The following is a 24644-nucleotide window of genomic DNA, read 5'->3' as shown; positions in this document are numbered from 1 at the left end:
TATTAATTAATAGTTAATTATTTTAAAATTTCCTATATATATCATTTTAATTCAATACTTTTAAATCTATTAATGCTAGGATAGTTATATAAAGATGATGTTAACTTCCTTAATATGCTATAATGCACTATAAATGAATTTTATACTTTCAGTAGAGGGTATATATATTATGATAACTATGTAAGTATGTTTATTGCTACTATAGTTAAATCAGAATGCGTTATTGCGTGTTTTAAATTTAAATTAATGGAGGGTGACTATTAATGGTTACTCAAAATAAAAAGATATTGATTATTACCGGCTCATTTGGAAATGGACATTTACAAGTGACACAAAGTGTTGTTAATCAACTCAATGAAATGAACTTGTCTCATCTATCAGTTATTGAGCATGATTTGTTTATGGAAGCACACCCAATCTTAACTTCTATTTGCAAAAAATGGTATATCAATAGCTTTAAGTATTTTAGAAATATGTATAAAAACTTTTATTATAGTCGCCCTGATGAATTAGATAAATGTTTTTATAAATATTATGGATTAAATAAATTAATCAATCTACTACTTAAAGAAAAACCAGACTTAATCTTATTGACATTCCCTACTCCAGTAATGTCAGTGTTAACAGAGCAGTTTAACATAAATATTCCAATCGCAACTGTTATGACAGATTACCGTCTACAAAAAAACTGGATAACGCCTAACTCTCATAGATATTATGTAGCTACTGACGATACTAAACGTGATTTCGTCAATGCTGGTATCCCTGCTTCTGATATAAAAGTGACTGGAATACCTATTTCCGATAAATTTGAATCTGACATCGATAAAGTGGCTTGGTTGAAGAAACATAATTTAAATCCTGATAAACCAACTATTCTGATGTCTGCCGGGGCATTTGGTGTATCAAAAGGATTTGACTATATGATTGATAACATCCTTCAGAAAAGTCCACAATCACAAATCATAATGGTTTGTGGTCGTAGCAAAGGGCTAAAACGTACTTTAGAAATGCAATTTAAATCATATGACAATGTCCTTATTCTAGGATATACAAAACATATGAATGAATGGATGGCATCAAGTCAACTTATGATTACAAAACCAGGTGGCATAACGATTTCCGAAGGTTTAACACGTAGTTTACCAATGATCTTCTTGAATCCGGCTCCAGGTCAAGAACTTGAAAATGCATTATATTTCCAAGATAAATCATATGGCAAAATCGCGAATACACCTGAAGAAGCTATAGATATTGTTTCTGATTTAACAAATCACGAGTACCGCTTACAAGCTATGACTAATAAAATGACTGAAGAAAAGGTTAACCATTCAACTTATAGACTATGTACCGATTTATTAAATATCTTGGACAGTTCATCACAACAACAAGAAATATATGGAAAGGTTCCTTTATATGCCAGATTCTTCGTTAAGTAATAAAGGAATTAGTAAAAACTTCAAGATAATGCTCGTTATTTTGTTCTTAATGGAGTTTGCACGGGGAATGTATGTATTAAGTTACGTTAATTATTTACCAACCGTTACCTCTATTGCTGTTGCAGTGACTTCAGCGGCATTATCAATTCACTTTATATCCGATGCGGCAACGAATTTTGTCATCGGATTTCTTTTGAAAAAATTTGGTACTAAGCTAGTATTAACCTTAGGTTTTTTATTAGCTTTTATTAGTTTATTCTTAGTCATTTGGTTCCCAACTAATCCAATAGTTATCATTTTGAGTGCTATCATGTTGGGGATTGCTGTTAGTCCTATATGGGTTATCATGTTATCTAGTGTAGAAGAAGCACAACGTGGTAAACAAATGGGCTATGTTTACTTTGCTTGGTTATTAGGGTTACTCGTAGGATGGGCATTTATGAATGTTCTAGTTAAATTACATCCTACTCGATTTGCATTTATGATGTCACTTGTTGTAGTCATTGCATGGGTATTGTATTATTTTGTTGATATTAAATTAACAAATTATAATACTAAACCGGTTAGTGAACAATTAGGACAAATCGTTGATGTTATGAAACGTCACTTAGTGTTATTCCCTGGTATTTTATTACAAGGTGCTTCTATTTCAGCATTGCTACCTATACTACCTACATATGCTACAAAGGTAGTAGGCGTAAGTACTATTGAGTACACCATTGCCATCGCTATAGGTGGTGCCGGTTGTGCTTTTTCAATGTTATTTTTATCTAAGATTATTGATAAAAATAGTAAGAGCTTTATGTATGCAGTTATTTTTACAGGTTTTATACTATTCACAGCGTTTATCTTCGGTTTATCTTTAGTAACAAATATCCTTATCGTTTGGATTGTAGCAATATTTATAGGTTTAATGTATGGTATATTATTGCCTGCATGGAATACATTTATGGCAGGACAAATTGATCCCGCTGAACAAGAAGAAACTTGGGGCGTATTTAATAGTGTTCAAGGATTTGGTTCTATGATAGGTCCTTTATTTGGAGGCTTAATCGCTCAATTTTCTAATGGTTTAAATAATACATTTTATTTTTCTGCAGCAATCTTTTTAGTATTAGCGATATTCTACGGTGTTTATTTTGTAAAGTATCGAGGCAAAGCAAATCGTTTCTAATAAAAAGTAGATAAAACACTAAAAATCTAGTTAATGTACATCATACACTGTACATTAGCTAGATTTTTATTTTACATATTATTTAATTTTACGCTAACTTAAAAGTATCAATCACTTTCCATTTATCCTCTTCTTCGTCATAGCGTAATAATGAAAGTTCTTCAATTTTTTCTTTAAGGTCTACCCCTACTAATTCTACTTGACCAAATATATCCTCGAATTCTTGGCTTGTTAAACCTTGAGCAATCGTAAAGTGTGGCACGAATGGATGCTCAGCTTCACCATGAAAATCTTCAGTATTAAATAAATTGAAAAGTTGTTCTAATTCATCAGTTTTAGCAACTTTAAAATAAATTACATTGTTAGTTGGTTTAAAACTTGAAGCTTTTGTAGCATGAACATCTACAGGTCCGAAACCTTCTAATCTTTTTTTAACTTCTTCTTTTACTGAATCTAATTCATCATCATTGATTTCAAAGTGTGATTTGATCGTAATATGAGGCATGATACGTGCATACTCAGTATCATAACGTTTACGATAACCGTTCACTTCATCTTGAAATGATTTTGACGGAATTAATGCTAATCCTATATTCATTGAAATTCCTCCTTTGTTTAACATATTACTATTATAGCAAAATTCTATATATTACGTTATTAGTTAGCAGAATTTTTTGAAAAGGTTTACAATATCTAAACAATTTATTTCGTAGTATTGTACATTAAATAATCTCAATTACATCTTAGCATTGATTATCCTATTAAAAATACAAGTAATTAAACCTCATTTGACTCTTGTGTAATTAGCTCATCGCTTAAATAATATTTAAGTATGTCTGATAATAGAGGTTTCCAAGATTTCCAGTTATGTCCACCCTCAAATTCTAAATAATGATATGTGAGCCCTTTGTCTTTAATTACTGTTGCTAAATCTCTATTTGGTGTTAAAAAGTTTGCACGTTCTCCAGTTGTTGGCAAAGCAAAATCTTCTTCTTCTAAACCAATAGCGTGCCAAATAGACAATTCACTATATTGTATACACTTATTAAATTTATCTATTACAGTTTCATCTGAATGCGGGCTAAGCATTGCTACTTGACTGAAAATAGTTGGGTAAGTCAAGGCGGTTAAAAGTGCTATACTACCAGCAAGACTATCTCCCATTAAAATTCTGGCATTACCTACTTTATAAGTTGGAAACGTCTTATCAATAAATGGTAGCAACTCTTTACCAACAACTTGTACTGTTTTATGACTTCTAGTACCCTGCGGATGGAATTCTTCTCTACGTTTATCAACATCTTCATAATGAAATCCAATTATAATGGCTCGTTGAATTTCATCTTCTCTTCTCAACCGTTCATATTCACGTTGAAGTCTTCCAAATCTTAAAAAATCTAGCCCGTCAAAACATATAATGACTTGATACTTAAATAATTCAGAGTAATCTTCAGGCAAATATACTGATAATGTAACATCTCTTTCTAAGATATTACTATGTAATATATGTTTATTAATTTTGCCTGGTTTGAAATTCGACATGATATTGACGCCCCCTAAATAGAATATACTTATTGTATCAAGATAATGATGACTTTTAAATCTCTGATAAAAATCTAATGTTTCATACTCACGAAATTTGGTAATTTATACAGAGTTATAACACTTTTTCAAAATGTAGCTCTATATTTATTAATTTCAATATTAAATATGAACTTCATTAATCTCAGTGTACCTCTCTAGAAGTTAAAATTTCCCTTTTTAACGCGTCTTAATTGATATATACTAATTAAATAATGAACAAATGAAAATAGGAGGACGTAAGCTTATGCTTAACAAAGTTTGGTTCCGAACAGGAATTGCCCTAGTTATCTTGTTCGTGCTAATTAAATTGTTTATGGAAGTACAAAGTGTTTTTGCACCTATTGTAACCATTATCGGTTCTGTATTTCTTCCATTTATGATTAGCGGATTTTTATTCTATATCTGCTTACCTTTCCAAAGTATTCTTGAAAAGTGGGGTTTCCCACGTTGGGCAAGTATCACTACAATTTTTATTGGTTTAATTGCTATTATTGCTATCGTAGTCGCATTTATAGCACCAATTATTATCTCTAACGTGAATAGTTTAATCAAAGCAACACCATCACTGCAAAAAGAAGCTGAACATATTGTTAACTTCTCACTTACGCAAATGGATAAACTTCCAAGTGATGTAACAGATAGAATTAATTCTGCTGTAAAATCAATTGGTGATAGTATGACTGGAATTTTGGCTAATTCATTTACATACTTAACGTCATTTATTTCAACTGTCTTCTTACTTATCATGGTACCGTTCTTCTTAATTTACATGTTAAAAGATCATGAAAAATTCATTCCTGCTCTTGCTAAATTTTTCAAGGGAGAACGTAAAGTATTTGTAGTCGACTTAATGAAAGATTTAGACTTCACATTAAAATCATACATTCAAGGACAAGTGACTGTAAGTGTTATTTTAGGGGTCATTTTATATATTGGTTATACCATTATTGGTTTACCATATACACCTTTATTAGTACTATTTGCTGGTGTAGCTAACTTAATACCTTTCTTAGGACCATGGTTATCATTTGCACCTGCAGCTGTGCTCGGTATCATAGATAGTCCTACTACTTTTATTTGGGTTTGTGTTGTTACATTAATCGCTCAACAACTTGAAGGTAATGTGATTACACCAAATGTTATGGGTAAATCTTTAAGTATTCACCCACTTACAATAATTGTTGTTATTTTAGCCGCAGGAGATTTAGGTGGTTTCACACTTATTTTAATTGCCGTACCACTCTATGCAGTACTTAAGACTATTGCGAGCAATGTCTTTAAATATCGTCAACGCATTATTGATAAAGCTAATAGCGACGTTAAAGACTAGATTGATATAAATTTAAAAAACGTTTCAGTAGTGAACTTGAATTTACAATGCATTCAAGTTCACTTCTTTTTGTAAACATAAAAAAAACTTGGTGCTGTACACACCAAGTAATTGATTTAATTTATTATTTTATTGCGTGGAAACCACTATCTACATGGATATTCTCACCAGTTACGCCACTTGAGAAATCACTCAATAAGTAAGCAGCTGTTTTACCTACTTCTTCTTGATCCACATTTCGTCTTAATGGTGCACGTTCTTCAATTTCTTTAAGGATTGTGTTGAAACCACCAACACCTTTACCACTTAACGTACGAATTGGACCAGCAGAAATAGCATTTACTCGAATGTTGTCCGGGCCTAAATCATAAGCTAAATATTTAACATTAGCTTCTAAACTTGCTTTAGCTACACCCATCACATTATAGTTTTGAACGGCAAATTCACCACCAAGGTATGTTGTTGCAACAATACTACCACCGTTTGGCATTATTTTCTTCGCTTCGTGCGCAACAATTGTTAATGAATATGAACTGATATCTTGCGCAAGTAAGAAACCTTCACGTGATGTTTCAGAGAAACGTCCACGTAAGTCTTCAATGTTTGCAAATGCGATAGAGTGATATACGCCATCAATATTGCCTACTTCTTCGCCAATTTTAGCGAAACCATTTACTACATCTTCATCTTTTTGAACATCGATTTGATATAATTTTGGCTCTTCTTGGTTTAATTGTTCTAATAATTTTTCTAATTCTTTGCGGCTACGGTCTTTACGATAAGTGAAAACAAGTTTAGCCCCTAATTGATCTAATACCTTTGCAACGCCAAATCCGATACTACGTTTATTAGCAATACCCATAATTACGAAGGTTTTATTTTCAAGATTAATCATTCGAAATAACTCCTTAATCATCGTTTTTTATATCTTAATCTCACTGTACAAACAATGTAGACTAATCTAACGTTATTATTTTACCATTTTTGCTTCATAATTACAAAGCAATATTATTACCTGGTCATATAGGAAATAGGCTGGGACAAAATAAAATGTCTCAGCCTATTTTATCATTTTGTCAGTAGCTGACTGATTTGAAAATGCGCTTGAATCAAGCTTTTTTCAAACCTAGTCATCCTTGCCGGGGTAGTACAACGAAATAAATTTTGAGAAAATATTATTTCTGTCCCACTCCCAGACGTCTAATATTGATTTTTCTATATTAATAATAAAACTCTAGATCTGATTTTAACTCATCTACGTATTCTTTTGAACCAGTCACGATAAGTCTATCTTTGTATCTAAGTTGTGTATCACCATGAGGCACGATTGATTCATTATTACGAATAATTCGAACGAAGATAATATCTCCGCCAAATGGGAAATTACGTAGTTGAATATTTTCATATTGATGATTTAACATTTCAATTTCATACAATGATGTTTCAACATTGCTTAAAATGTTTAACATATTTGGTGTTTCAATTAAGCCTTGTAGGAAGATTTTATTACTAATGAAATTACTGAATACTTCAATACCTTCACCTTTCATTTCTTCATCTTCGTTACTATTTTCAAGTCGACAAATTACGCGTTTAACATCATGTGCTTTGGCTAATTTTGCCACATCACGGTTAAGACTATCATCATTAGCAGAACAAACTACGATGTCTTGATTGAATAACCCTAATCTTTCTAGGAGTTGTTCTTCATAATTCGCTATTTCTACAACAGTTATATGGTCAGATAAATTACGCTTATCTCCTAAATCTTTGCGATAATATAATGTCACATTATATAAGTGTGGTGATAAGTTCTGCACAATTGGAATCGTCAATTGATTCTTGCCGATTAATGCAATATCAATTTTACGATTAGCCTCATCTGGAATTGGGAACATTTTCTTGAAAATAATCGGTACAAACACACACGTGATGATTGCACTTAAAATCAATATGCCTGACATTTCAGATGATATTGTATTCAATTGCTCTGCAATTTTAGCAGATGCTATAACTAATGATAATGTTGAAGTAAGTAAAAATGCTGATGCTATCGTTGTCTTATTATCAAACCAACGTCTAATAAAGAAAACTGGAATTAATTTTGAAATAATAAAAGCTAAAATGAGCACCGGAATAATTAATAATAACGATGGTTCTTTAATTAATGACGGAATATTTAAATCAACACCAACCATGATAAAGAAGATTGGTATAAAGAACCCGTATCCAAATGAATCGAGTGTATGCACTAATTCTTCATCTGGTTTCAGCAAGGAAACAACCACACCAGCTAAGAATGCGCCTAGTATATATTCAGCGCCTACACCCTCTGCAAGTGCAACTAAAAGAATAATTAATGCAAAGATTGCTCTTATACCTATTTGTGTAGTACCACCAATTAAGCGATGTAAAAATTTCATACGCTTAAATACAACGCCTAATATATAGAAAATAGCAGTAAATACAAGTAAAATTGCTGAAAGCCAAACTGAACCATTACCACTACCATTGATACCACCGTAAATAGTTAACAGTACCATCGTTACTAAGTCAGCCAATACGGCTACTAATAATATAAATTGACCGATAGTTGTACGCATTATATTCATTTCTTTTAAAGTAGGCACTACGACACCTAGTGATATCGTTGATATGATAATTATCATCAATAAAACATCATCTACGAGTCCTAACCATTTGAACGCGTAAGCTAATATTACTGATATAATCATAATAAATGCGAATACGGTTAGCGCTAAATTAAGATGGCTTGGTACATCTTTTTCATGTTTGTTCGTACCTTGTCGATTTCTCTTATCTTTTTTAAAAGTGCTAAAGTCAATCTCTAATCCACTTAAAAACATTAAAAAGATAAAACCCAACGTTGATAATATGTTGAGCATACTATCTTTATGTACTAGATTTAAGAAAGACTGTCCAATAATAATACCCATGATGATTTCGGCTACAACCACTGGTAAAAAATTGATGTTCAGCCTATTTATAATAATTGGTGTAAAAAACGCTGCAAGAACTACAATGACTAGTGAAAAGAACTCCATTTTGTCCCCCTATGTTAAATATGACATGAATGTTGTTGCTAAACTAAAGTAAATTAACATACTTACAATATCATTAATTGTTGTAATAAATGGTCCGCTAGCTACGGCTGGATCAATATTCAGTTTATTCATAAATAATGGAATCATAGAACCAACTAACGTACCAACCGTCATTGCAATAGTAAGACTGCCTCCAACTATTAGTGCTAAAAATGGTTGTCTATATATAACAACGATGATAATAAATAAAACAATGGCACAAACTAATCCTGAAAGCAAGCCACTTCCCGCTTCTCTCAATGCAACCTTAAATTTACTTTGTTCATCAATTTCCCCAGTAGAGATATTACGTACAGACACCGCAAGTGATTGTGTACCAGAATTTCCGGACATACCACTAATAATAGGTATAAATGCAGCTAATAATGCAACTTGTGATAATGTTGCTTCAAAACTACCCAAAATAGTAGCGGTAATCATGCCTAAAAATGTAAGTATAATAAGCCACGGTAATCGTTTTGTAGCAGTTTTGACAACAGAATCGTTTGTCGAGTCGATATCAGATACCCCAGCTAAACGTGAGTAGTCTTCACTAGCCTCTTCATCCATAACATCTAAGATATCATCGATTGTGATAATACCAAGTAAATGCTGTTGATAATCAATAACTGGCATTGCAATAAAGTCATAATCTCTCATCTTTTGAGCTACATCTTCTTGGTCATCTGCGACATTAACACTAATGACACGTTCACTCATGATATCTTCGATGTAAGCATCATTTTCTGCCACGATTAAATCTCTTAAAGATAATACACCAACTAATTGTCCGTCCGTGTTTACGGCAAAAATAACATAAATCGTTTCGGCATCTGGTGCTTGTTCTTTTACTAACATTAATGCTTCTTTAACCGGAGTATTGACATCTAATGAGATATATTCCGTCGTCATAATACCGCCGGCTGTATCTTCTTCATAATGTAATAGATGCTTAATTTCATTAGCATCGTCACGGTTCATTAACGTTAGCAAACTAGCTACTTTTGGTTTCGAAAGTTCATTTAATATATCTACAGCGTTATCAGAAGACATCTCTTCTAAAACTTTACTAGCATAATGTGCATTCATCGTATCAAAAAGGTCTTCATATGCTTCATCATCTATTTCTAATTGTTCAAAGAATTCCCCTACTTCTTGAGGTGATAAAAATTCAAATATCTTTTGTCTATTTTCATTTGTAGTGTCTTCAAAATATTCACTTTGTTCATACTCGTGCATTGCTAGAAATTCTTCTCTAAAACGATCTATATCGTCTTGTTTTAATAGATCATCTAACAAATTTTGGTTATACACTTCGTCAGTATTATAGTCATTATTTTCTGTTTCTAATGACAACGTCAACACCTCCAAATCTTATTATAATTCTGCAAAAATGTTTTGTAGCCATTTATAATCTATTTCTATCTCAATTTCTCTATTATAAATTGGATGTATGAATGTCACTTTATAGCATTGTAAAGATTGCGTATAAATTTCAGGATGACTTCCTTCATATAAATCATCACCAACAAGAGGATGTCCTACATAATTAAAATGAACGCGTATTTGATGCGTCCTTCCAGTATGTAATTTAATTTCACATAAACTCGCTTCAGGTTTGGTCATTACTGTTTCATATGAAGTCTTTGCGTATTTTCCTGAAGCATCAACTTTCCTAGTAATAATACTCTGGCTATCTCTAGCAATCGGTTCTTCTATAACACCACTCAATTGCATTTGACCATAACATACACACATATACCTTTTATCTATTGCACTCGTCGTCATTAAATGATGGATATGCCCATGCTTAGCAAATATTACAATGCCTTTAGTGTTACGATCTAAACGTGTAACAATATGCGGTACGATCGATGTATCGATTAACTGACCAACATTTAAATAATAAAGTACACGTTCTATCAAACTATCGTGCGGATGTTCTCTTGACGGAGTGCTATTTAAATAGTTTGGTTTTGACACGATGATTAAATAATCATCTTCATACAATATTTCAATTGGATTACGTGATGGAATCAAATATGAGCTAGGTGTTTCATCAGGTAACATAATAGTTAACTTATCTCCTGCCATCATCATTTTCCTGACAGTTACATGACTGTTATTAATAATTAAAGCGCCATTATGTTTAATGGCGCTAATTGTCTTTTTAGAATATTGGTGACGCTGCAAAAAAGACTTAAGCATTTCATTATGCTGTATCACATATTCAAATTTCATCGTCCATCTTCACTTTCAATGAATGAATCATGTACTCTTTTCCAAAATGGGAAAGGTCTAAATCTAGCAAAACGCACTTTCTCATTAGCCACTCTAAACTGAATACCATTGACATTTTTATGTTTTAAACTAACATGATCAATTGTTGTTAAAATGGTATCGTGATTAACAGGTGTGATTAAACATGTATGATGCTTTGGCAAAACAAGTGGTGAACCCACTGTTCTAAATACTCTATTATTGATAGAGGCTATTTCTGCAATCTGCATAGCTTCAAGTGAGGGATGTATTAGTGCTCCACCTAATGCCTTATTATAAGCAGTTGAACCTGAAGGGGTTGATATACATAAACCGTCACCTCTAAAACGTTCAAATTGCTTACCACGAATGCCCACATCAACTACAAGTGTTGAACCATTTTCCGTTTTCATTGTTGCTTCATTTAAAGCTAAATAACGTGTTTCATAACCATTATCATTGTATCTGACAATAATTTCTAATAATGGATATTCAATGACTTGAAATTCAGAGTTATTAATTTCAATAATTAATTTCTCAACTTCATGAGGTAACCAATCAGCATAAAAACCTAAATGTCCTGTATGTACACCTACAAATGCCACTTGAGAAAGCATGTGGCTGTATTGATGAAAGGCTTGTAATAAAGTTCCATCTCCACCTACCGAAATAACAATTTCTGGATTAACGGCATCTTCTACCATGTGGAAATCTTTCATATGATTTATCATTTTATGCTTTAATGCATTGGATTTTGAATCACCTTTAGACAAGATAGTATAACGCATCCCCACACCTCATTAGTCATGTTTTTTTGCACGTTTTTGAGAATAATATTTCTGTGCTTCTTGAATTTCATCTTTAATCTCAGACATCTCTTCATCTAGAAGATATGCCGCTTCAGCTGCACGCTCAAGACGATGCTGAATTTCCGCTGGATAATCCCCGTCATATTTATATCTTAATGTATGTTCAATTGTAGCCCAGAAATTCATTGCTAATGTTCGTATTTGTATTTCCGCTAAAATGGCTTTCTGACCGTTTAATGTTTCAATTGGATATTCAATAATCACATGATATGAACGATAACCACTTTGTTTTGTGTTATTGATGTAGTCACGTTCCTCAATCACTTTGAAATCTTGTCGTTGTCTCAGCATATTAACAACCACATCGATATCGTCCACAAATTGACACATCATTCTAAGACCAGCAATGTCGTACATCTCTTCACGTAGTCTATCAAACGGTATACCCCTTTTATTCGCCTTATCAATAATACTCGTAATTGGTTTTACTCGACCAGTAACGAATTCAATGGGTGAAGCATCTTCTCCAACTTCATATTGCTTACGCAAACCTTTTAATTTTACCTTTAATTCATCAACGGCTTGTTTATATGGTGTTAAAAATTGATCCCATTGATTCATATTGTTTCACTCCGCTTCACTTTAGGTCAAAAGTTTCTTCAACAGCTGAAACAAACTCCTTACCATAGTTATTATTTCCTTCAACATTCTCAAGTATGTAATCTAATTCCTCTTGAAAATGTTCTAAAACCAAGTCATCGTTTACTATTAGTTTCTTGCCTCTATTCTCATGCAACATGGACCATGTTTCTTGAACGAAAATCAAGTAATCATATGATTGTCCGTCATCTAATAAGTAGGCAAATCCGTAATTATCACTATCAACAAGCATTTGCCCTACTTCTACTAATCCATCAGTTGGATCTTCTGAGTAGCAATAAATGCCATCATCTTTAATTTTAATTTCATTTACATAAATACGCATGCTTGTTCCTCCTTATTATTCTTTATTAGTTTAACATAATTTAACTGTATAACACACGTTTGAAATGCACTTCTTACTCGTCTATCCACTATTGAATGAAGCTCATTATGTCGTGACAAATCAAATCATTTTATAAACTATACTTAAGTACTCAGATTTACCTTTTCATTCATATATAATTACTTTAAATATTTATATAACTCAGTCATAATGAATTACAATAAATGGATTTAGAGGTGCAAATTATGGCGACGAATAATGAAATAGAATTTAAACAATTACTAAGTAAAGATGTATACGATAAATTTAAATATACTTTTTTTGAAGATAAAGAACCTTTTATTCAAATAAACTACTATATTGATACTCCTAACTTCACATTGCGAGATCATAAATCCGCATTACGAATCCGAGTTAAAAACGACACATATGAAATGACCTTAAAAGTGCCCGCCGACGTAGGTTTGATGGAATATAATCATATGGTTAAACATATACCTAAAACAGGTGATGTAATATTTAATAACTCACTACCAGAAGATATACGAGAAATTGTCGAATCATACGGTATTAATGACAACGAATTAACTATATTAGGCGCATTGAGAACAGCTCGTTTAGAAACAAACTATAAAAATGAATTGTTAGTATTAGATCGAAGTGATTATTTCGACAAAGTTGATTATGAGTTAGAATTTGAAGTTACTGACTATAACAATGGTTTGAAAAAATTTCATAGTTTATTAGAAGAATTTAATCTTGAGCACACCGTACCTAACAATAAAGTTCAACGTTTCTTTGACTATAAGAATCAAATTGACAAGTAGCAGTACGTCGCTGTAAAAAGTCAAATTACTTTTAAATGTAAAAATTCATGTTATATTAGTAATATATTAACGGAAATTGGTGATATTATGTCTAAAACGCCATACGATATTATAGGTGAAACAGCACTTTATAATATGATTGATCATTTCTATGCTCTAGTTGAGAAAGATGACAGAATCAATCATTTGTTCCCTGGGGATTTTGCCGAAACGAGTAGAAAACAAAAGCAATTTCTCACTCAATTTCTAGGTGGACCAAACCTATATACTGAAGAACATGGACATCCGATGTTAAAAAAGAGACATATGGAATTTAAAATTACAACTTATGAAAGAGATGCATGGTTAGAAAATATGCATACTGCAATAACCGAAGCACAGTTTCCAGCTGGTGTTGGAGAGTATTTATATGAACGTTTACGTCTAACCGCTAACCACATGGTAAATTCCTAAATATAATTGAAGGTGAGTAAAACATGGCTGAAGAACTAAAAATTGTAGACAATAGAAGTCGTGAAGATGCTAATCTGTCACCTGTAAATAAAATTGAAATTTATTCATTTTTTGATCCATTTAATACAGATTGCTTTAAATTATCAGCGATTATTTCTAAATTAAGAATTGAATATAATCAATATATCCGTATCAGACATATTCTAAACCCTTCATTGAAAGTACTTACTAAGTGCCAAGCGCAAAGTACATCTGATTTTGATAATATCGCCTTAGCTTATAAAGCGGCTGAATTACAAGGTCGTTTAAGAGCGGAACGTTTCATCCATTTAATGCAAAATGAAATTATTCCTAAGAAGGATATTATTACGGAAGAAATGATTTGTGACTGCATCATTAATGCAGGTTTAGATTACAATGAATTCAAAGAAGATTTACAAAAAAGCAAATTAACCGAAAGTTTAAAAATAGATTTACACATTGCTCGAGAAATGGAAATTGAGCAAGCACCTTCACTCGTATTTTTCAGTGAAGATGTTCATGAGGAAGGCCTGAAAGTAGAAGGATTATATCCATATCACATTTACACATATATTATTAATGAATTAATGGGTACGCCTATTGAAAAAAATCTTCCACCTAAAATTGAGCATTATATTCAAAAGAAACAACTCGTTACTACGGAAGAACTATTGACCATATATGAGTGGCCCGAAAAGTTAATGACAAAAGAACTTAAGAAATTAGCGTTACAACAAAAAGTAGAAAAACTTCAATATCCTGAAGGAGATTTTTGGCAATCAAAAATGCCTAGAATATAGGATAGCTAACAATAGCCATTCAATGATGATTATATTCATGCATTGGGTGGCTTGTTTTTGTGTACACATCAATTTAAGGTTGAACGACTCTGTTTCTATTATTGTTATATAAATCAATTGCAATGTATAGTAGTGGCGTCGAAGTACAATGAAAAATTTATATACAATGAGGAATTCATTGATAGTGGTAGTTATTAAAAAAGAGTATAAAAAAACGCCGTGTCTGATTACACGACGCTAAACAAAGGGGATGGGAGAAATTTTTCACTTCAAACAAAGGGGTATGTTTGTTATGTGATTAATTTCATGTTCATAATATAACACGCTAATATAGGTGTTTCAATATTAAAGACCCCTTATTTTAAAATTGTCACAAACTTGACATATTGTAAACGGATACAGTCATTCTAAGCTTTCATAAGTTTTTCAAAAGTATCTAATTTTTGTTCAAAGACCTCACAAGCCTGCTCAATAGGTTCTGGTGAAGTCATATCCACACCGGCATTTTTCAGAATCTCAATTGGATAGTTAGAACTTCCTTTTTTCAAGAATTCATTAATATATCTTTCAACTGCAGGTTTACCCTCAGTTAAAATTTGATGACTTAAACTTTGAGCTGCACTATATCCAGTAGCATATTGATATACATAGTAATTCATATAGAAATGAGGGATTCTTGACCATTCTTTGCTAATATTGTCATCTGTTTCAACAACATCACCAAAGTATTGTTTATTCAATTTAGCATATTCATCATTCATACGTGTTGCAGTTAATGGTTCGCCTGCTTCTTCAATTTGATGAATTTTATGTTCGAATTCTGCGAACATAGTCTGACGGAATAAAGTCGCTCTGAATCTTTCAAGTTCTTGATTTAATAATAATAAACGACGTTCATCGTCTAAATGTTTATCCATATAATCACTTAGTAATGCTTCATTACAAGTTGATGCAACTTCAGCAACAAAGATTGAATAATCACTAGAATTAGATGGTTGATGTTTACGACTGAAATAACTATGTGCTGAATGACCAAATTCGTGGATAAGCGTATATAAATCAGAGACAGTATCTGACCAATTTAATAAAATGAATGGATTAGTTAAATGTGCACCAGATGAGTAACCACCTGATCGTTTACCTTTATTTTCATAAACGTCGACCCATCGATTATTCAAACCTTCTTTTACTACATCAAGGTACTCTTCACCCATAGGTTCTAACGCTTTTAACATCCATTCTTTTGCTTCTTCATAAGGCATTTCAAATTTAACGTCCTTAACCATTGGCGTATATAAATCGTACATTTTCAGCTCATCAACAGCTAATAATTCTTTTCTTAGTTTCGTGTATCTGTGCAATAATGGTAAATATTTATGCACAGTTTTTACTAAATTATCATAGACTTCTTCTGGTATATGATTATTACTTAACGCACGCTCACGAGCTGTTTTATAGTTATGTGTTCGAGCATTAAAGACATTCTTCTTAACTTCCCCTGCTAATGTTGAACCTAGAGTATTATTATAAGCACCGTAAGCTTTATATAAATTATTATATGCTGATTGACGTAACTCGCGATCATCAGATTCTAAATATTTGATAAAAGTTCCTTGTGTTAATGGATGTTTTTCACCATCTTTATCTACTGCATCTTCAAATTCTAAATCTGCATTACTAAACATACCGTACACATTACTTGGTGTAGATAGTGCATCTTGAGCCTCAGTAAGTAATCTCTCTTGCTCGGCATCTAAAATGTGTGGTCGTTTTTCATTGATAAGTTTTAAATCAAATTCATAACGTTTTAAGTTGTCATTAGTTTCGATAAATGATTGAAGTTTATCTTCATCAATTTGAAGAATTTCTGGTACTAAGAAACTCCATGCGGAACTAATTTTAATTATAAGTTGATGTGCACGTGACTCGAATCCTGTATATTTATCGTTTGAAGTATCTTGGTCTTGTTTTAAATGTGCATAGACATATACTTTCTCTAGTTTAGTACCAATTTCATCTTCTAATGCAAGCGCATCACATAATGTATCAGCGCTATCTGCTAAGTGCCCTTTAAATTGCTCTTCTTTACCTAGATAACCTTCAACCTCTTTTAATGCTTCTTCAAAAGCTTCATCATTTTTAAAAATCGTTGTTAAATCCCACGTATAATTTGGATATTTACGTTCTTGCTCTTCTCTTGTTAATTGTTGACTCATATAGTAAACCTCCTATAATAACTAATGTTATAATTTTCTCATTATTCCCTATGAATTGCACGTTTTAACTATATTTAATGTAATGATTAATAAGTTCTGAGACAACACAATCCATAGAAATAGTGTTAAGGTACATCTGCCTAAATTTAAGAAAGGCTTTTAAACACTGATGTACATCAAACTCTTGTTCATTAAATAATTTAAATTGTAATTGCCACTGAACTGGATGATTCTCAATATAAAGTTGAGAAGGGAATATGTAGCCGAAGTTATGATAAACAGCTTCATCTGTTAATCTTAACTGGTATATTGCGCTTAACGATGGTTCAAGGACGGAATTTTTCCTTCTACATTGATTCAAGTAATAATGTATTTCAGATTTCGTTAGCTTGAAAATGTGTTGATATGGCGTAGACATGATACTAATCTGATTCACTAATTCGTTGATTTCAATTACTGTTTGTTTTGCGATAAATTGTTTGCCACCAATATGCTGAATTTGACTATATAAAACAACACACTTGTTCTTTTGATTCCATACATATAAACACCTATTTATTGGATGTATAAAATGTGCTTGAAATGAATTGAGATATAGCCTCCCCCTATGATATCGACAATCTTGAATTAACCAAATGACTTCCATATTCAGCTGTTTAAATCCCTTTGTTCGTTCTATGATCTCTTCAATATCTATTCTAGAAAATTGAATTTCAATTACGTATTTTGAATTCACTAGTATGTCTGGGTATTGTTGAATAGTTGGACAATAAGGTTCAATTTGAACGTGATAATGTAGTTGTGATAACATCTTCGCAATAAAACACTTTACAAAGTAATGTTGTTCGGATTCTTGTTTTGCACAATAACATACGCTATCAACCTTATGCGCGAAATGCGGGATATTTTTTGTGCCACACTTTAATAGTAGTTGTGAGCTACAATGCGGACAAAAATAGCTGTCCTGTTTCTTTGCACGATGTGCATATACTTGCTCGCCTTGTTGATTTATAGCGATTAACATAAATTTCACTCACCTCATAAGATTAAACGTATGAAATGGTGATTTTACTTCTCAACACAAAAAACCGAAGCAATATTCATTGCCTCGGTAAAAATTTTCATTATTCAACTGTGTCTGAGAAATAACGTCTCACTTGAGCAGTTACATTATGACTCATAATAATCTTAGCATAATCATTTAAGTATACTTCAGTTTTATCTGTTGGATATGCAAACTCTAACATCTGACTATAACTATCGTTAATCATTTCTTGACTGACTGATTCATCAAAGTGAATAGCATAGTAATATTTATTGTCATTCATATATAATAAATCTTCAAATTCATCAGTTGATAAATTATGGTGATATGCATAACTAATAACTTGCTCTAAATCATCAAATTTAACGATAACTGTTCTTATGTTCGGACGTTGTTTCGTTTGTTTTTGTTCAGACTTATGAGAGTGCTTTTGTTGTTGTGCTCTTTGTTCGAATAAATCTTCAATGCTCTCTTCATTTTCTAATGTATTTGCAAGTAATTCGTTAACTTGTTCTTCAAATTGCTCGTTTGCATCTTCATCAGACATATTCATAGCTTCTTCATTTTTAGATTTAGAAATCGTAACTTCCACACCTTTTTCAAAGGCATGTACTTGTATCCAAAGAGGCCCTTCAACTACGAAGTCTTCTTCTTCATTGATTTCATCCATCATTGACCAGAAGAATTCTTCGCCTCTTTTACGGTTAGTCCATAAATCTTCTCGACTGAATCCTCTAGCTTCAATATCACTATAAGTTATAAATAATTTGACTGTTGTGTCATCAACGCGTTCTATTCTCATATCATCTCACTCCTTACAGTCGATGAATAGTAACCATATTGTATTAGAACGTGGTGGAAATTACAATTTATTTGTTTGATTAAATTTAACTATTTTACGATCGTTATATATACTAACATATTCCCTTTTTGAGTTACAAAAAACAGCACTAAAATAGTGCTGTTTCATATTATTATAATCTTCAATTAAATTTTAAAATTAATCAACAAGACGTTGCGCTTCTTGTAATTGGAAAGTACGAACCTTTCTAGGTAAGAAACGTCTAATTTCATCTTCGTTATAGCCAACCTGTAAACGTTTTTCATCTAGAATAATTGGACGACGTAATAGTCCTGGATTATCTTGAATGATCGCATAAAGATCTTGTAGTGGTAAAGAATCAATATCAACATTTAATTTTTGGTATGTTTTAGAACGAGTAGAAATAATTTCGTCAGTACCGTCTTCAGTCATTTTTAAAATTTGTTTGATTTCATCAATTGTTAAATGTTCAGAAAAAATGTTACGCTCCGTATATGGAATGTCATGTTCTTGTAACCATGCTTTCGCTTTACGGCAAGATGTGCAACTTGGTGAAGTAAATAATGTTACCATACATCTCACTCTCCTATTGAATGAATATTATTCATTATTTTTGAATTTATTGATTAAGAAATGTTAATTTATTTAGTCCTCTTAACCTTACAATGTTAGTATAACCAACTAACATTAAAATTAAATGAGAAAATCCTAATTTTTCTGAGAAATCTCAAATTTTCTAAAAACCTAAATTTAAAGGCTTAGAATTAACGTATAACTACATACTAACATAACTTACATTTTAAAGAAATACTGTTATAATTTAAATAATATGAATTAAAACTAAGAAAGTAGGCATCTAATATGGAGACATTATTTTCAGGAATTCAACCTAGTGGAATACCCACAATTGGTAATTATATTGGGGCATTAAAACAATTTGCTGATGTACAAAATGATTATGATTGTTATTTTTGCATCGTCGACCAACATGCAATTACTGTGCCACAAGATAAAATCAAATTACGTAAACAAATCCGTCAACTTGCGGCTATTTATTTAGCATCTGGCATAAACCCAGAAAAAGCTACCTTATTTATACAATCTGAAGTACCAGCACACGTGCAAGCAGGTTGGATGCTCACAACAATTTCAAGTGTTGGAGAACTTGAACGTATGACTCAATATAAAGATAAAGCTCAAAAACGTACTGACGGTATTCCAGCAGGATTACTAACTTACCCACCATTAATGGCTGCAGATATTGTGATATACAATACTAATATTGTTCCAGTTGGTGAAGACCAAAAACAACATATGGAATTAACACGTAACTTAGTCGAACGTTTTAATAGTCGTTATAATGACATTTTGGTTAAACCAGAAATTCGTATGCCTAAAGTAGGTGGTCGCGTCATGAGTTTACAAGACCCAACGAAGAAAATGAGTAAAAGTGATGATAATCAGAAAAACTTTATTTCATTACTAGACGAGCCTAATGTGGCAGCAAAGAAAATTAAAAGTGCTGTAACAGATTCAGATGGAATTATTAAATTTGATCGTGATAATAAACCAGGTATTTCAAATTTATTAACAATATACTCTAGCTTAACAAATGAATCTATTAAAGATTTAGAAGCTAAGTACGAAAATGAAGGATACGGTAAGTTCAAAACAGATTTATCAGAAATCGTCAAAGATTTCTTAATTAACTTCCAAGAAAAATATAATGAATTTTACAATTCAGATAAATTAGATGACATCCTAGATCATGGTCGCGATAAAGCTCAAAAAGCGTCATTCAAAACATTGAAAAAAATGGAACGTGCTATGGGACTGGGACGTAAAAGATAAAATAAAAAGTGAGACGAGTGTTAATTAACTCCTCTCACTTTTTTATTGATCTATATTTATTTTCTACCTTTAGGGTTAAAAGCATCTTTCAACCCTTCACCGACAAAATTAATACTTAAAATTGTAAACATAATCATTAATGCTGGCGGCATCCAAATCCACGGCTTAGAACTAATGATATCTCCTTCTTGAGCATCACTTAACATGTTTCCCCATGATGGAATTGATTTACTAATACCAAATCCTAAAAAACTCAATCCAGATTCTACTACAATCATTCCGGCAAAGGTTAAAGTAGCTTGTACAATAACCACGCTTAAAATATTAGGTAGTAAATGCTTTAAAATAATTTTGTAGGTAGGCGTACCTATTGACTTTGCAGCTAGAAAGTATTCGTTTTCTTTCTCTTGCATTACTTTTCCTCTTACTAATCTAGCAATACCTCCCCAACTTAGGATAATAATAACTGCAACTAGTATTATAGCTGAGCCATATGGATTTTTAATTTTATCGCCTAATGCTGCATTTAATACGATAGCAAAAATTAAAAACGGGAACAGCATTACGAATTCAGTGACTCTCATCAGTATCGTATCAAGTAATCCTCCAAAGAATCCTGATATAACACCGATAGCAATTCCTATAACCAACATACCAATCGTAGAAACTAAACCTATAGACAGTGACATTCTACCTGCATATAATAATCTACTAAAATTGTCCCTACCACCTGAGTCAGTCCCTAAAATATTCTGAGATGTCATATCTCCTTTTATATTTAATAAATCTTGTTGATTAATTGGTAATGGTGCTAATAGTGGCGCAATAATAGATATGATTGCTATTAGAATCAAAAAAATTAATGAAGCCATAGCAATTTTATTTTTAGCAAACTTTTGTAAGGCAATCCTTGTAGGTGAAGATGCTTTATTTATCGTTGTTGAATTATTATGTCGTTTTATCATCATTTACCCCTTCCTCTTCTCATTCTAATTACTACGAATTCTAGGATCGACAAAATTATAAGTTATATCAGATATAAGATTTCCGAATAAACCTAAAAATGAAAAGAACAGGGTTAATGCCATCATTAATGGATAATCTTGACCTGTTACAGATTCTAAAAATAATTTACCAATACCATTAAATGAAAAAATAGTTTCAGTAATTACTGCACCACCTAAAATACTAACGATATCAGCTCCTAAAAAAGTAATAATTGGAATTAATGAGTTTCGTAAAATATGTTTATTATATATTTTATTAATAGTTAGACCTTTTGCTTTGGCAGTTAAAACGTAGTCTTTATTAGCGTTATCAATAATGTCATTTCTTAAATATTGAATATAACCCGCTGTTGATAATAAACCTAAAGTTAAAGCTGGCAAAATAGTATGATAAAGTTTACTCAAATAATATGTGAAACTACCTTCTTGAAGATTGATATTCACTGATCCCTGAAAAGGAAATATTGGAAATTGAAATGCAAAGATATAAATAGCAAATACACCGGCAATAAATGAAGGAATTGCTAGCATAACGTAATTGAATACTTGAATTGTGTAGTCTCCTAACGAGTATGCATATCTCCCTGAAATAATTCCTAGAATAAACGACAATATATATGTAATTATTAGAGATACCACGCCAAGCAATATTGTATTGGGCATGCGTTCGATAATCAAATCCATCACGGGTCGCTTATATTTTATAGATTCTCCTAAATTACCATGTGCAACATTTCCAATCCATCTCACATATTGCGTTGGTATAGAATCATTAAGACCTAGTTTTTCTCTCTGAGCGTCAATCGCCTCTTGCTTAACATGAGGGTTATACTGTCCACTAAAAGGATCACCTGGTTGAATAATTGCTAAACTAAATACTACTATCGATATTAAAAATAATAGTGGTATCATTAACAAAAATCTTTTTAAGATAAGTTTAATCATTTAATATTCACCCTTTCAGTAAAGAAGCAAGCAACATGATGATTCGGTTTAATTTCTTCAAGTTTTGGTCTTTCCTCGCGACACTTTGCTTGTGCAATAGGACATCTAGTATGGAATGGACATCCCTTCGGTGGATTACTTGGAGAAGGTAATTCTCCTTTCAAAATAATTCTATTCCCCTTAGATTTATTAAATTGTGGGATAGAAGAAATTAAAGCTTTAGTGTATGGATGTTTAGGATTTTTATAAAGTTCCGTACTATTTGCAATTTCTACCATATGACCTAAGTACATTACGCCTATCACATCACTAATATGTTTTACTACGCTTAAATCATGTGCAATAAATAAATAGCTTAAATTAAATTCCTTTTGAAGATCTTTCATAAGATTTAATACTTGAGATTGCACTGATACATCTAAAGTACTTACAGGTTCATCAGCCACTATAAGTTTAGGTCTTATTGCTAATGCTCTAGCAATACCTATTCTCTGTCTTTGACCTCCGGAAAATTGATGTGCATATTTATAAAAAGTATCCTCGCTCATACCTACACAATTTAATAAATACATTACCTCATCTTTTAGTTTCTTTTTATCTACTATATGATAATTTTGCAATGGTTCTCCTATTATATCTCCAACCATTTGCATTGGATTTAATGAAGCATAAGGATCTTGAAATATCATTTGAAAATTTTTACGAGCTTCTCTTAATTTTTCCCCATTTAATTGCGTAATATTAACACCATTAATTTTAATTTCACCAGATGTTATATCTTCCAATCGAACAATTGATTTACCAAGTGTCGACTTACCACATCCTGATTCTCCTACTAAACCAAATGTTTGCCCTTTTTTAATTGTAAAAGAAATATCGTCAACAGCTTTTACATATTGAGTTGGTTTGAAAATTCCTGATTTAATAGGATAATAAGTTTTTAAATTCTGTATTTCTAAGATGTTATCCATTTTTATTCCCCTCTATTTAAAAAGATGACAGCGAACTTGACTACCATCCCTACTTATAAGTTTTGGTTCTTGTTGATTACAGCTTTCCATTCTCACTTCACATCTATTAGCAAAGCGACATTGATTCTTATTAAATTGAGTTATACTAGGTACCATGCCATCAATCACCTCTAAATATTCTACGCTTTCATTTAATCTAGGAATGGTACGCAATAGTTTTTTGGTATACGGATGTTTAGGATGATTTAGAATTTGCTGTAAATCACCGAATTCTACAATTTGTCCAGCATACATGACGATGACTTTATCACAAAATTCTGATACCACACTAAGATCATGTGTTACTAGAATAATCGACATATTAGTTTCTTCTTGCAATTTTTTTAATAACTCAAGAATTTGTGCTTGTATCGTTACATCCAGCGCTGTAGTTGGCTCATCAGCAATAAGTACTTTAGGGTTACAAGAAATTGCTATGGCAATCATAACTCTTTGTCGCATACCACCAGATAATTGGTGAGGGTAACTATTTAGAATCTCGTCCGCTCGAGCTATTCCTACTTGTTGTAATAATTCTTTAGCTAGTAAATACGCTTCCTTTTTATTTTTATTTAAATGTAAAATAATAGGTTCTATTATTTGATTCTTAATTTTAAAAACAGGATTCAATGCAGTCATTGGTTCTTGAAAAATCATTCCTATATCTTTACCTCTGATTTTTCGGTATTCACTTTCACTAGCATTTTGCAATTCTTTGCCATTAAATATAATTTGCCCTTGAGTTATTTTGGATATTTTTTCTGGCAAGAGCTTAACTATTGATTTATTTAAAATTGATTTACCACACCCTGATTCTCCTACAATCCCTAATATTTCATTACTTTTTAATTTAAAAGAAATTTGATCAATTGTAGGATACCACTCGTTTTCAATCCTAATTGATGTTTCTAGATTTTTTATTTCTAATAAATAGCTATCCATAATTTGCTCCAATCAATAAA

24 protein-coding genes are annotated in these 24644 nt (G+C 31.8%); 7 read left to right on the top strand and 17 right to left on the bottom strand.

The window, feature by feature from the left end; genetic code table 11:
• Window positions 1–263 precede the first annotated feature (263 nt).
• Both NR218_RS09730 and ltaA read left to right on the top strand, forming a co-directional pair.
• Complete coding sequence (locus tag NR218_RS09730) at window positions 264–1439, top strand: diglucosyl diacylglycerol synthase (RefSeq protein WP_016931309.1); 1176 nt, start codon at window positions 264–266, stop codon at window positions 1437–1439.
• Window positions 1417–2613, top strand: a complete 1197-nt coding sequence (ltaA, locus tag NR218_RS09725) for a lipoteichoic acid biosynthesis MFS flippase LtaA (RefSeq protein WP_049425908.1) — start codon at window positions 1417–1419, stop codon at window positions 2611–2613. Before NR218_RS09730 ends, ltaA begins: the two co-directional genes overlap by 23 nt.
• Window positions 2614–2701: 88 nt before the next feature.
• Here ltaA and NR218_RS09720 read toward each other — a convergent pair whose 3' ends face one another.
• Both NR218_RS09720 and NR218_RS09715 read right to left on the bottom strand, forming a co-directional pair.
• Entirely contained in the window at window positions 2702–3211 is a 510-nt protein-coding gene (locus NR218_RS09720) for a YjcG family protein (protein ID WP_011276214.1), read from the bottom strand.
• Between the two features lie 179 nt (window positions 3212–3390).
• Window positions 3391–4155, bottom strand: a complete 765-nt coding sequence (locus NR218_RS09715) for an esterase family protein (RefSeq protein ID WP_016931310.1) — start codon at window positions 4153–4155, stop codon at window positions 3391–3393.
• 286 nt (window positions 4156–4441) lie between these two features.
• On the opposite strand from NR218_RS09715, the gene cozEa reads away from it, so the two are divergent.
• Window positions 4442–5527, top strand: coding sequence for a lipoteichoic acid biosynthesis protein CozEa (gene cozEa, locus NR218_RS09710; RefSeq protein ID WP_016931311.1), 1086 nt, complete (start codon window positions 4442–4444; stop codon window positions 5525–5527).
• 124 nt (window positions 5528–5651) lie between these two features.
• Here cozEa and fabI read toward each other — a convergent pair whose 3' ends face one another.
• The 7 genes from fabI to NR218_RS09675 all read right to left on the bottom strand — a co-directional run bounded on the left by fabI (window position 5652) and on the right by NR218_RS09675 (window position 12684).
• On the bottom strand, window positions 5652–6422 hold the full coding sequence (fabI, locus tag NR218_RS09705) for an enoyl-ACP reductase FabI (protein WP_016931312.1): 771 nt from the start codon (window positions 6420–6422) through the stop codon (window positions 5652–5654).
• 325 nt (window positions 6423–6747) lie between these two features.
• Entirely contained in the window at window positions 6748–8592 is a 1845-nt protein-coding gene (locus NR218_RS09700) for a monovalent cation:proton antiporter family protein (protein WP_011276218.1), read from the bottom strand.
• A gap of 9 nt (window positions 8593–8601) precedes the next feature.
• Complete coding sequence (gene mgtE / locus NR218_RS09695; RefSeq protein ID WP_265848498.1) at window positions 8602–9987, bottom strand: magnesium transporter; 1386 nt, start codon at window positions 9985–9987, stop codon at window positions 8602–8604.
• Window positions 9988–10008: 21 nt separating this feature from the next.
• Window positions 10009–10872: an RluA family pseudouridine synthase gene (locus NR218_RS09690; RefSeq protein ID WP_011276220.1), complete on the bottom strand. Its 864-nt coding sequence runs from the start codon at window positions 10870–10872 to the stop codon at window positions 10009–10011.
• Complete coding sequence (locus tag NR218_RS09685; protein ID WP_011276221.1) at window positions 10869–11678, bottom strand: NAD kinase; 810 nt, start codon at window positions 11676–11678, stop codon at window positions 10869–10871. The genes NR218_RS09690 and NR218_RS09685 overlap by 4 nt, the downstream gene beginning before the upstream one ends.
• A 12-nt stretch (window positions 11679–11690) precedes the next feature.
• Entirely contained in the window at window positions 11691–12320 is a 630-nt protein-coding gene (locus NR218_RS09680; protein ID WP_011276222.1) for a GTP pyrophosphokinase, read from the bottom strand.
• Window positions 12321–12336: 16 nt separating this feature from the next.
• Complete coding sequence (locus NR218_RS09675) at window positions 12337–12684, bottom strand: hypothetical protein (protein WP_011276223.1); 348 nt, start codon at window positions 12682–12684, stop codon at window positions 12337–12339.
• Window positions 12685–12929: 245 nt separating this feature from the next.
• Here NR218_RS09675 and NR218_RS09670 point away from each other — a divergent pair, with 245 nt between their 5' ends.
• The 3 genes from NR218_RS09670 (at window position 12930) to yjbH (ending at window position 14785) form a co-directional block, all read left to right on the top strand.
• On the top strand, window positions 12930–13511 hold the full coding sequence (locus tag NR218_RS09670) for a CYTH domain-containing protein (RefSeq protein ID WP_011276224.1): 582 nt from the start codon (window positions 12930–12932) through the stop codon (window positions 13509–13511).
• 87 nt (window positions 13512–13598) lie between these two features.
• Window positions 13599–13964, top strand: coding sequence for a truncated hemoglobin YjbI (locus tag NR218_RS09665; protein WP_011276225.1), 366 nt, complete (start codon window positions 13599–13601; stop codon window positions 13962–13964).
• A gap of 23 nt (window positions 13965–13987) precedes the next feature.
• Window positions 13988–14785, top strand: coding sequence for a protease adaptor protein YjbH (yjbH, locus tag NR218_RS09660; RefSeq protein WP_011276226.1), 798 nt, complete (start codon window positions 13988–13990; stop codon window positions 14783–14785).
• Window positions 14786–15192: 407 nt separating this feature from the next.
• Here the strand turns inward: yjbH and pepF are convergent, their stop codons facing one another.
• The 4 genes from pepF to spxA form a co-directional block, all read right to left on the bottom strand.
• Window positions 15193–17001 (bottom strand): oligoendopeptidase F, encoded by a 1809-nt coding sequence (gene pepF, locus NR218_RS09655; RefSeq protein ID WP_053021633.1) that lies wholly within the window; start codon window positions 16999–17001, stop codon window positions 15193–15195.
• Window positions 17002–17065: 64 nt separating this feature from the next.
• On the bottom strand, window positions 17066–18025 hold the full coding sequence (locus tag NR218_RS09650) for a competence protein CoiA (RefSeq protein WP_053021632.1): 960 nt from the start codon (window positions 18023–18025) through the stop codon (window positions 17066–17068).
• A 100-nt stretch (window positions 18026–18125) separates the two neighbouring features.
• Window positions 18126–18848 carry an adaptor protein MecA gene (mecA, locus tag NR218_RS09645; RefSeq protein WP_053021631.1) on the bottom strand — a complete coding sequence of 241 codons (723 nt, stop codon included), beginning with the start codon at window positions 18846–18848 and terminating at the stop codon, window positions 18126–18128.
• A gap of 198 nt (window positions 18849–19046) precedes the next feature.
• A complete protein-coding gene (gene spxA, locus NR218_RS09640) occupies window positions 19047–19442 on the bottom strand; it encodes a transcriptional regulator SpxA (protein WP_011276230.1) in 396 nt (131 codons plus the stop codon).
• A gap of 288 nt (window positions 19443–19730) precedes the next feature.
• On the opposite strand from spxA, the gene trpS reads away from it, so the two are divergent.
• Entirely contained in the window at window positions 19731–20720 is a 990-nt protein-coding gene (gene trpS, locus NR218_RS09635; protein WP_011276231.1) for a tryptophan--tRNA ligase, read from the top strand.
• A 56-nt stretch (window positions 20721–20776) separates the two neighbouring features.
• On the opposite strand, the gene opp4C is transcribed toward trpS, so the two are convergent.
• From opp4C to NR218_RS09615, 4 genes are read right to left on the bottom strand one after another with little or no spacing between them, the layout of a single operon-like run.
• The gene (gene opp4C / locus NR218_RS09630; protein ID WP_087503617.1) at window positions 20777–21685 is read right to left on the bottom strand and encodes an oligopeptide ABC transporter permease; all 909 of its coding nucleotides are present in this window, start codon (window positions 21683–21685) and stop codon (window positions 20777–20779) included.
• Window positions 21686–21709: 24 nt separating this feature from the next.
• A complete protein-coding gene (opp4B, locus tag NR218_RS09625) occupies window positions 21710–22672 on the bottom strand; it encodes an oligopeptide ABC transporter permease (protein WP_053021630.1) in 963 nt (320 codons plus the stop codon).
• Window positions 22669–23643, bottom strand: coding sequence for an ABC transporter ATP-binding protein (locus NR218_RS09620; protein WP_145429366.1), 975 nt, complete (start codon window positions 23641–23643; stop codon window positions 22669–22671). Before NR218_RS09620 ends, opp4B begins: the two co-directional genes overlap by 4 nt.
• Window positions 23644–23655: 12 nt before the next feature.
• Window positions 23656–24624, bottom strand: a complete 969-nt coding sequence (locus tag NR218_RS09615; RefSeq protein WP_053019857.1) for an ABC transporter ATP-binding protein — start codon at window positions 24622–24624, stop codon at window positions 23656–23658.
• Window positions 24625–24644 lie beyond the last annotated feature (20 nt).

It is taken from the genome of Staphylococcus sp. SUC_1.2 (assembly GCF_026222585.1).
Note: the sequence above shows the minus strand (reverse complement) of the source record. Positions and strands in the feature narration are given on the sequence as shown.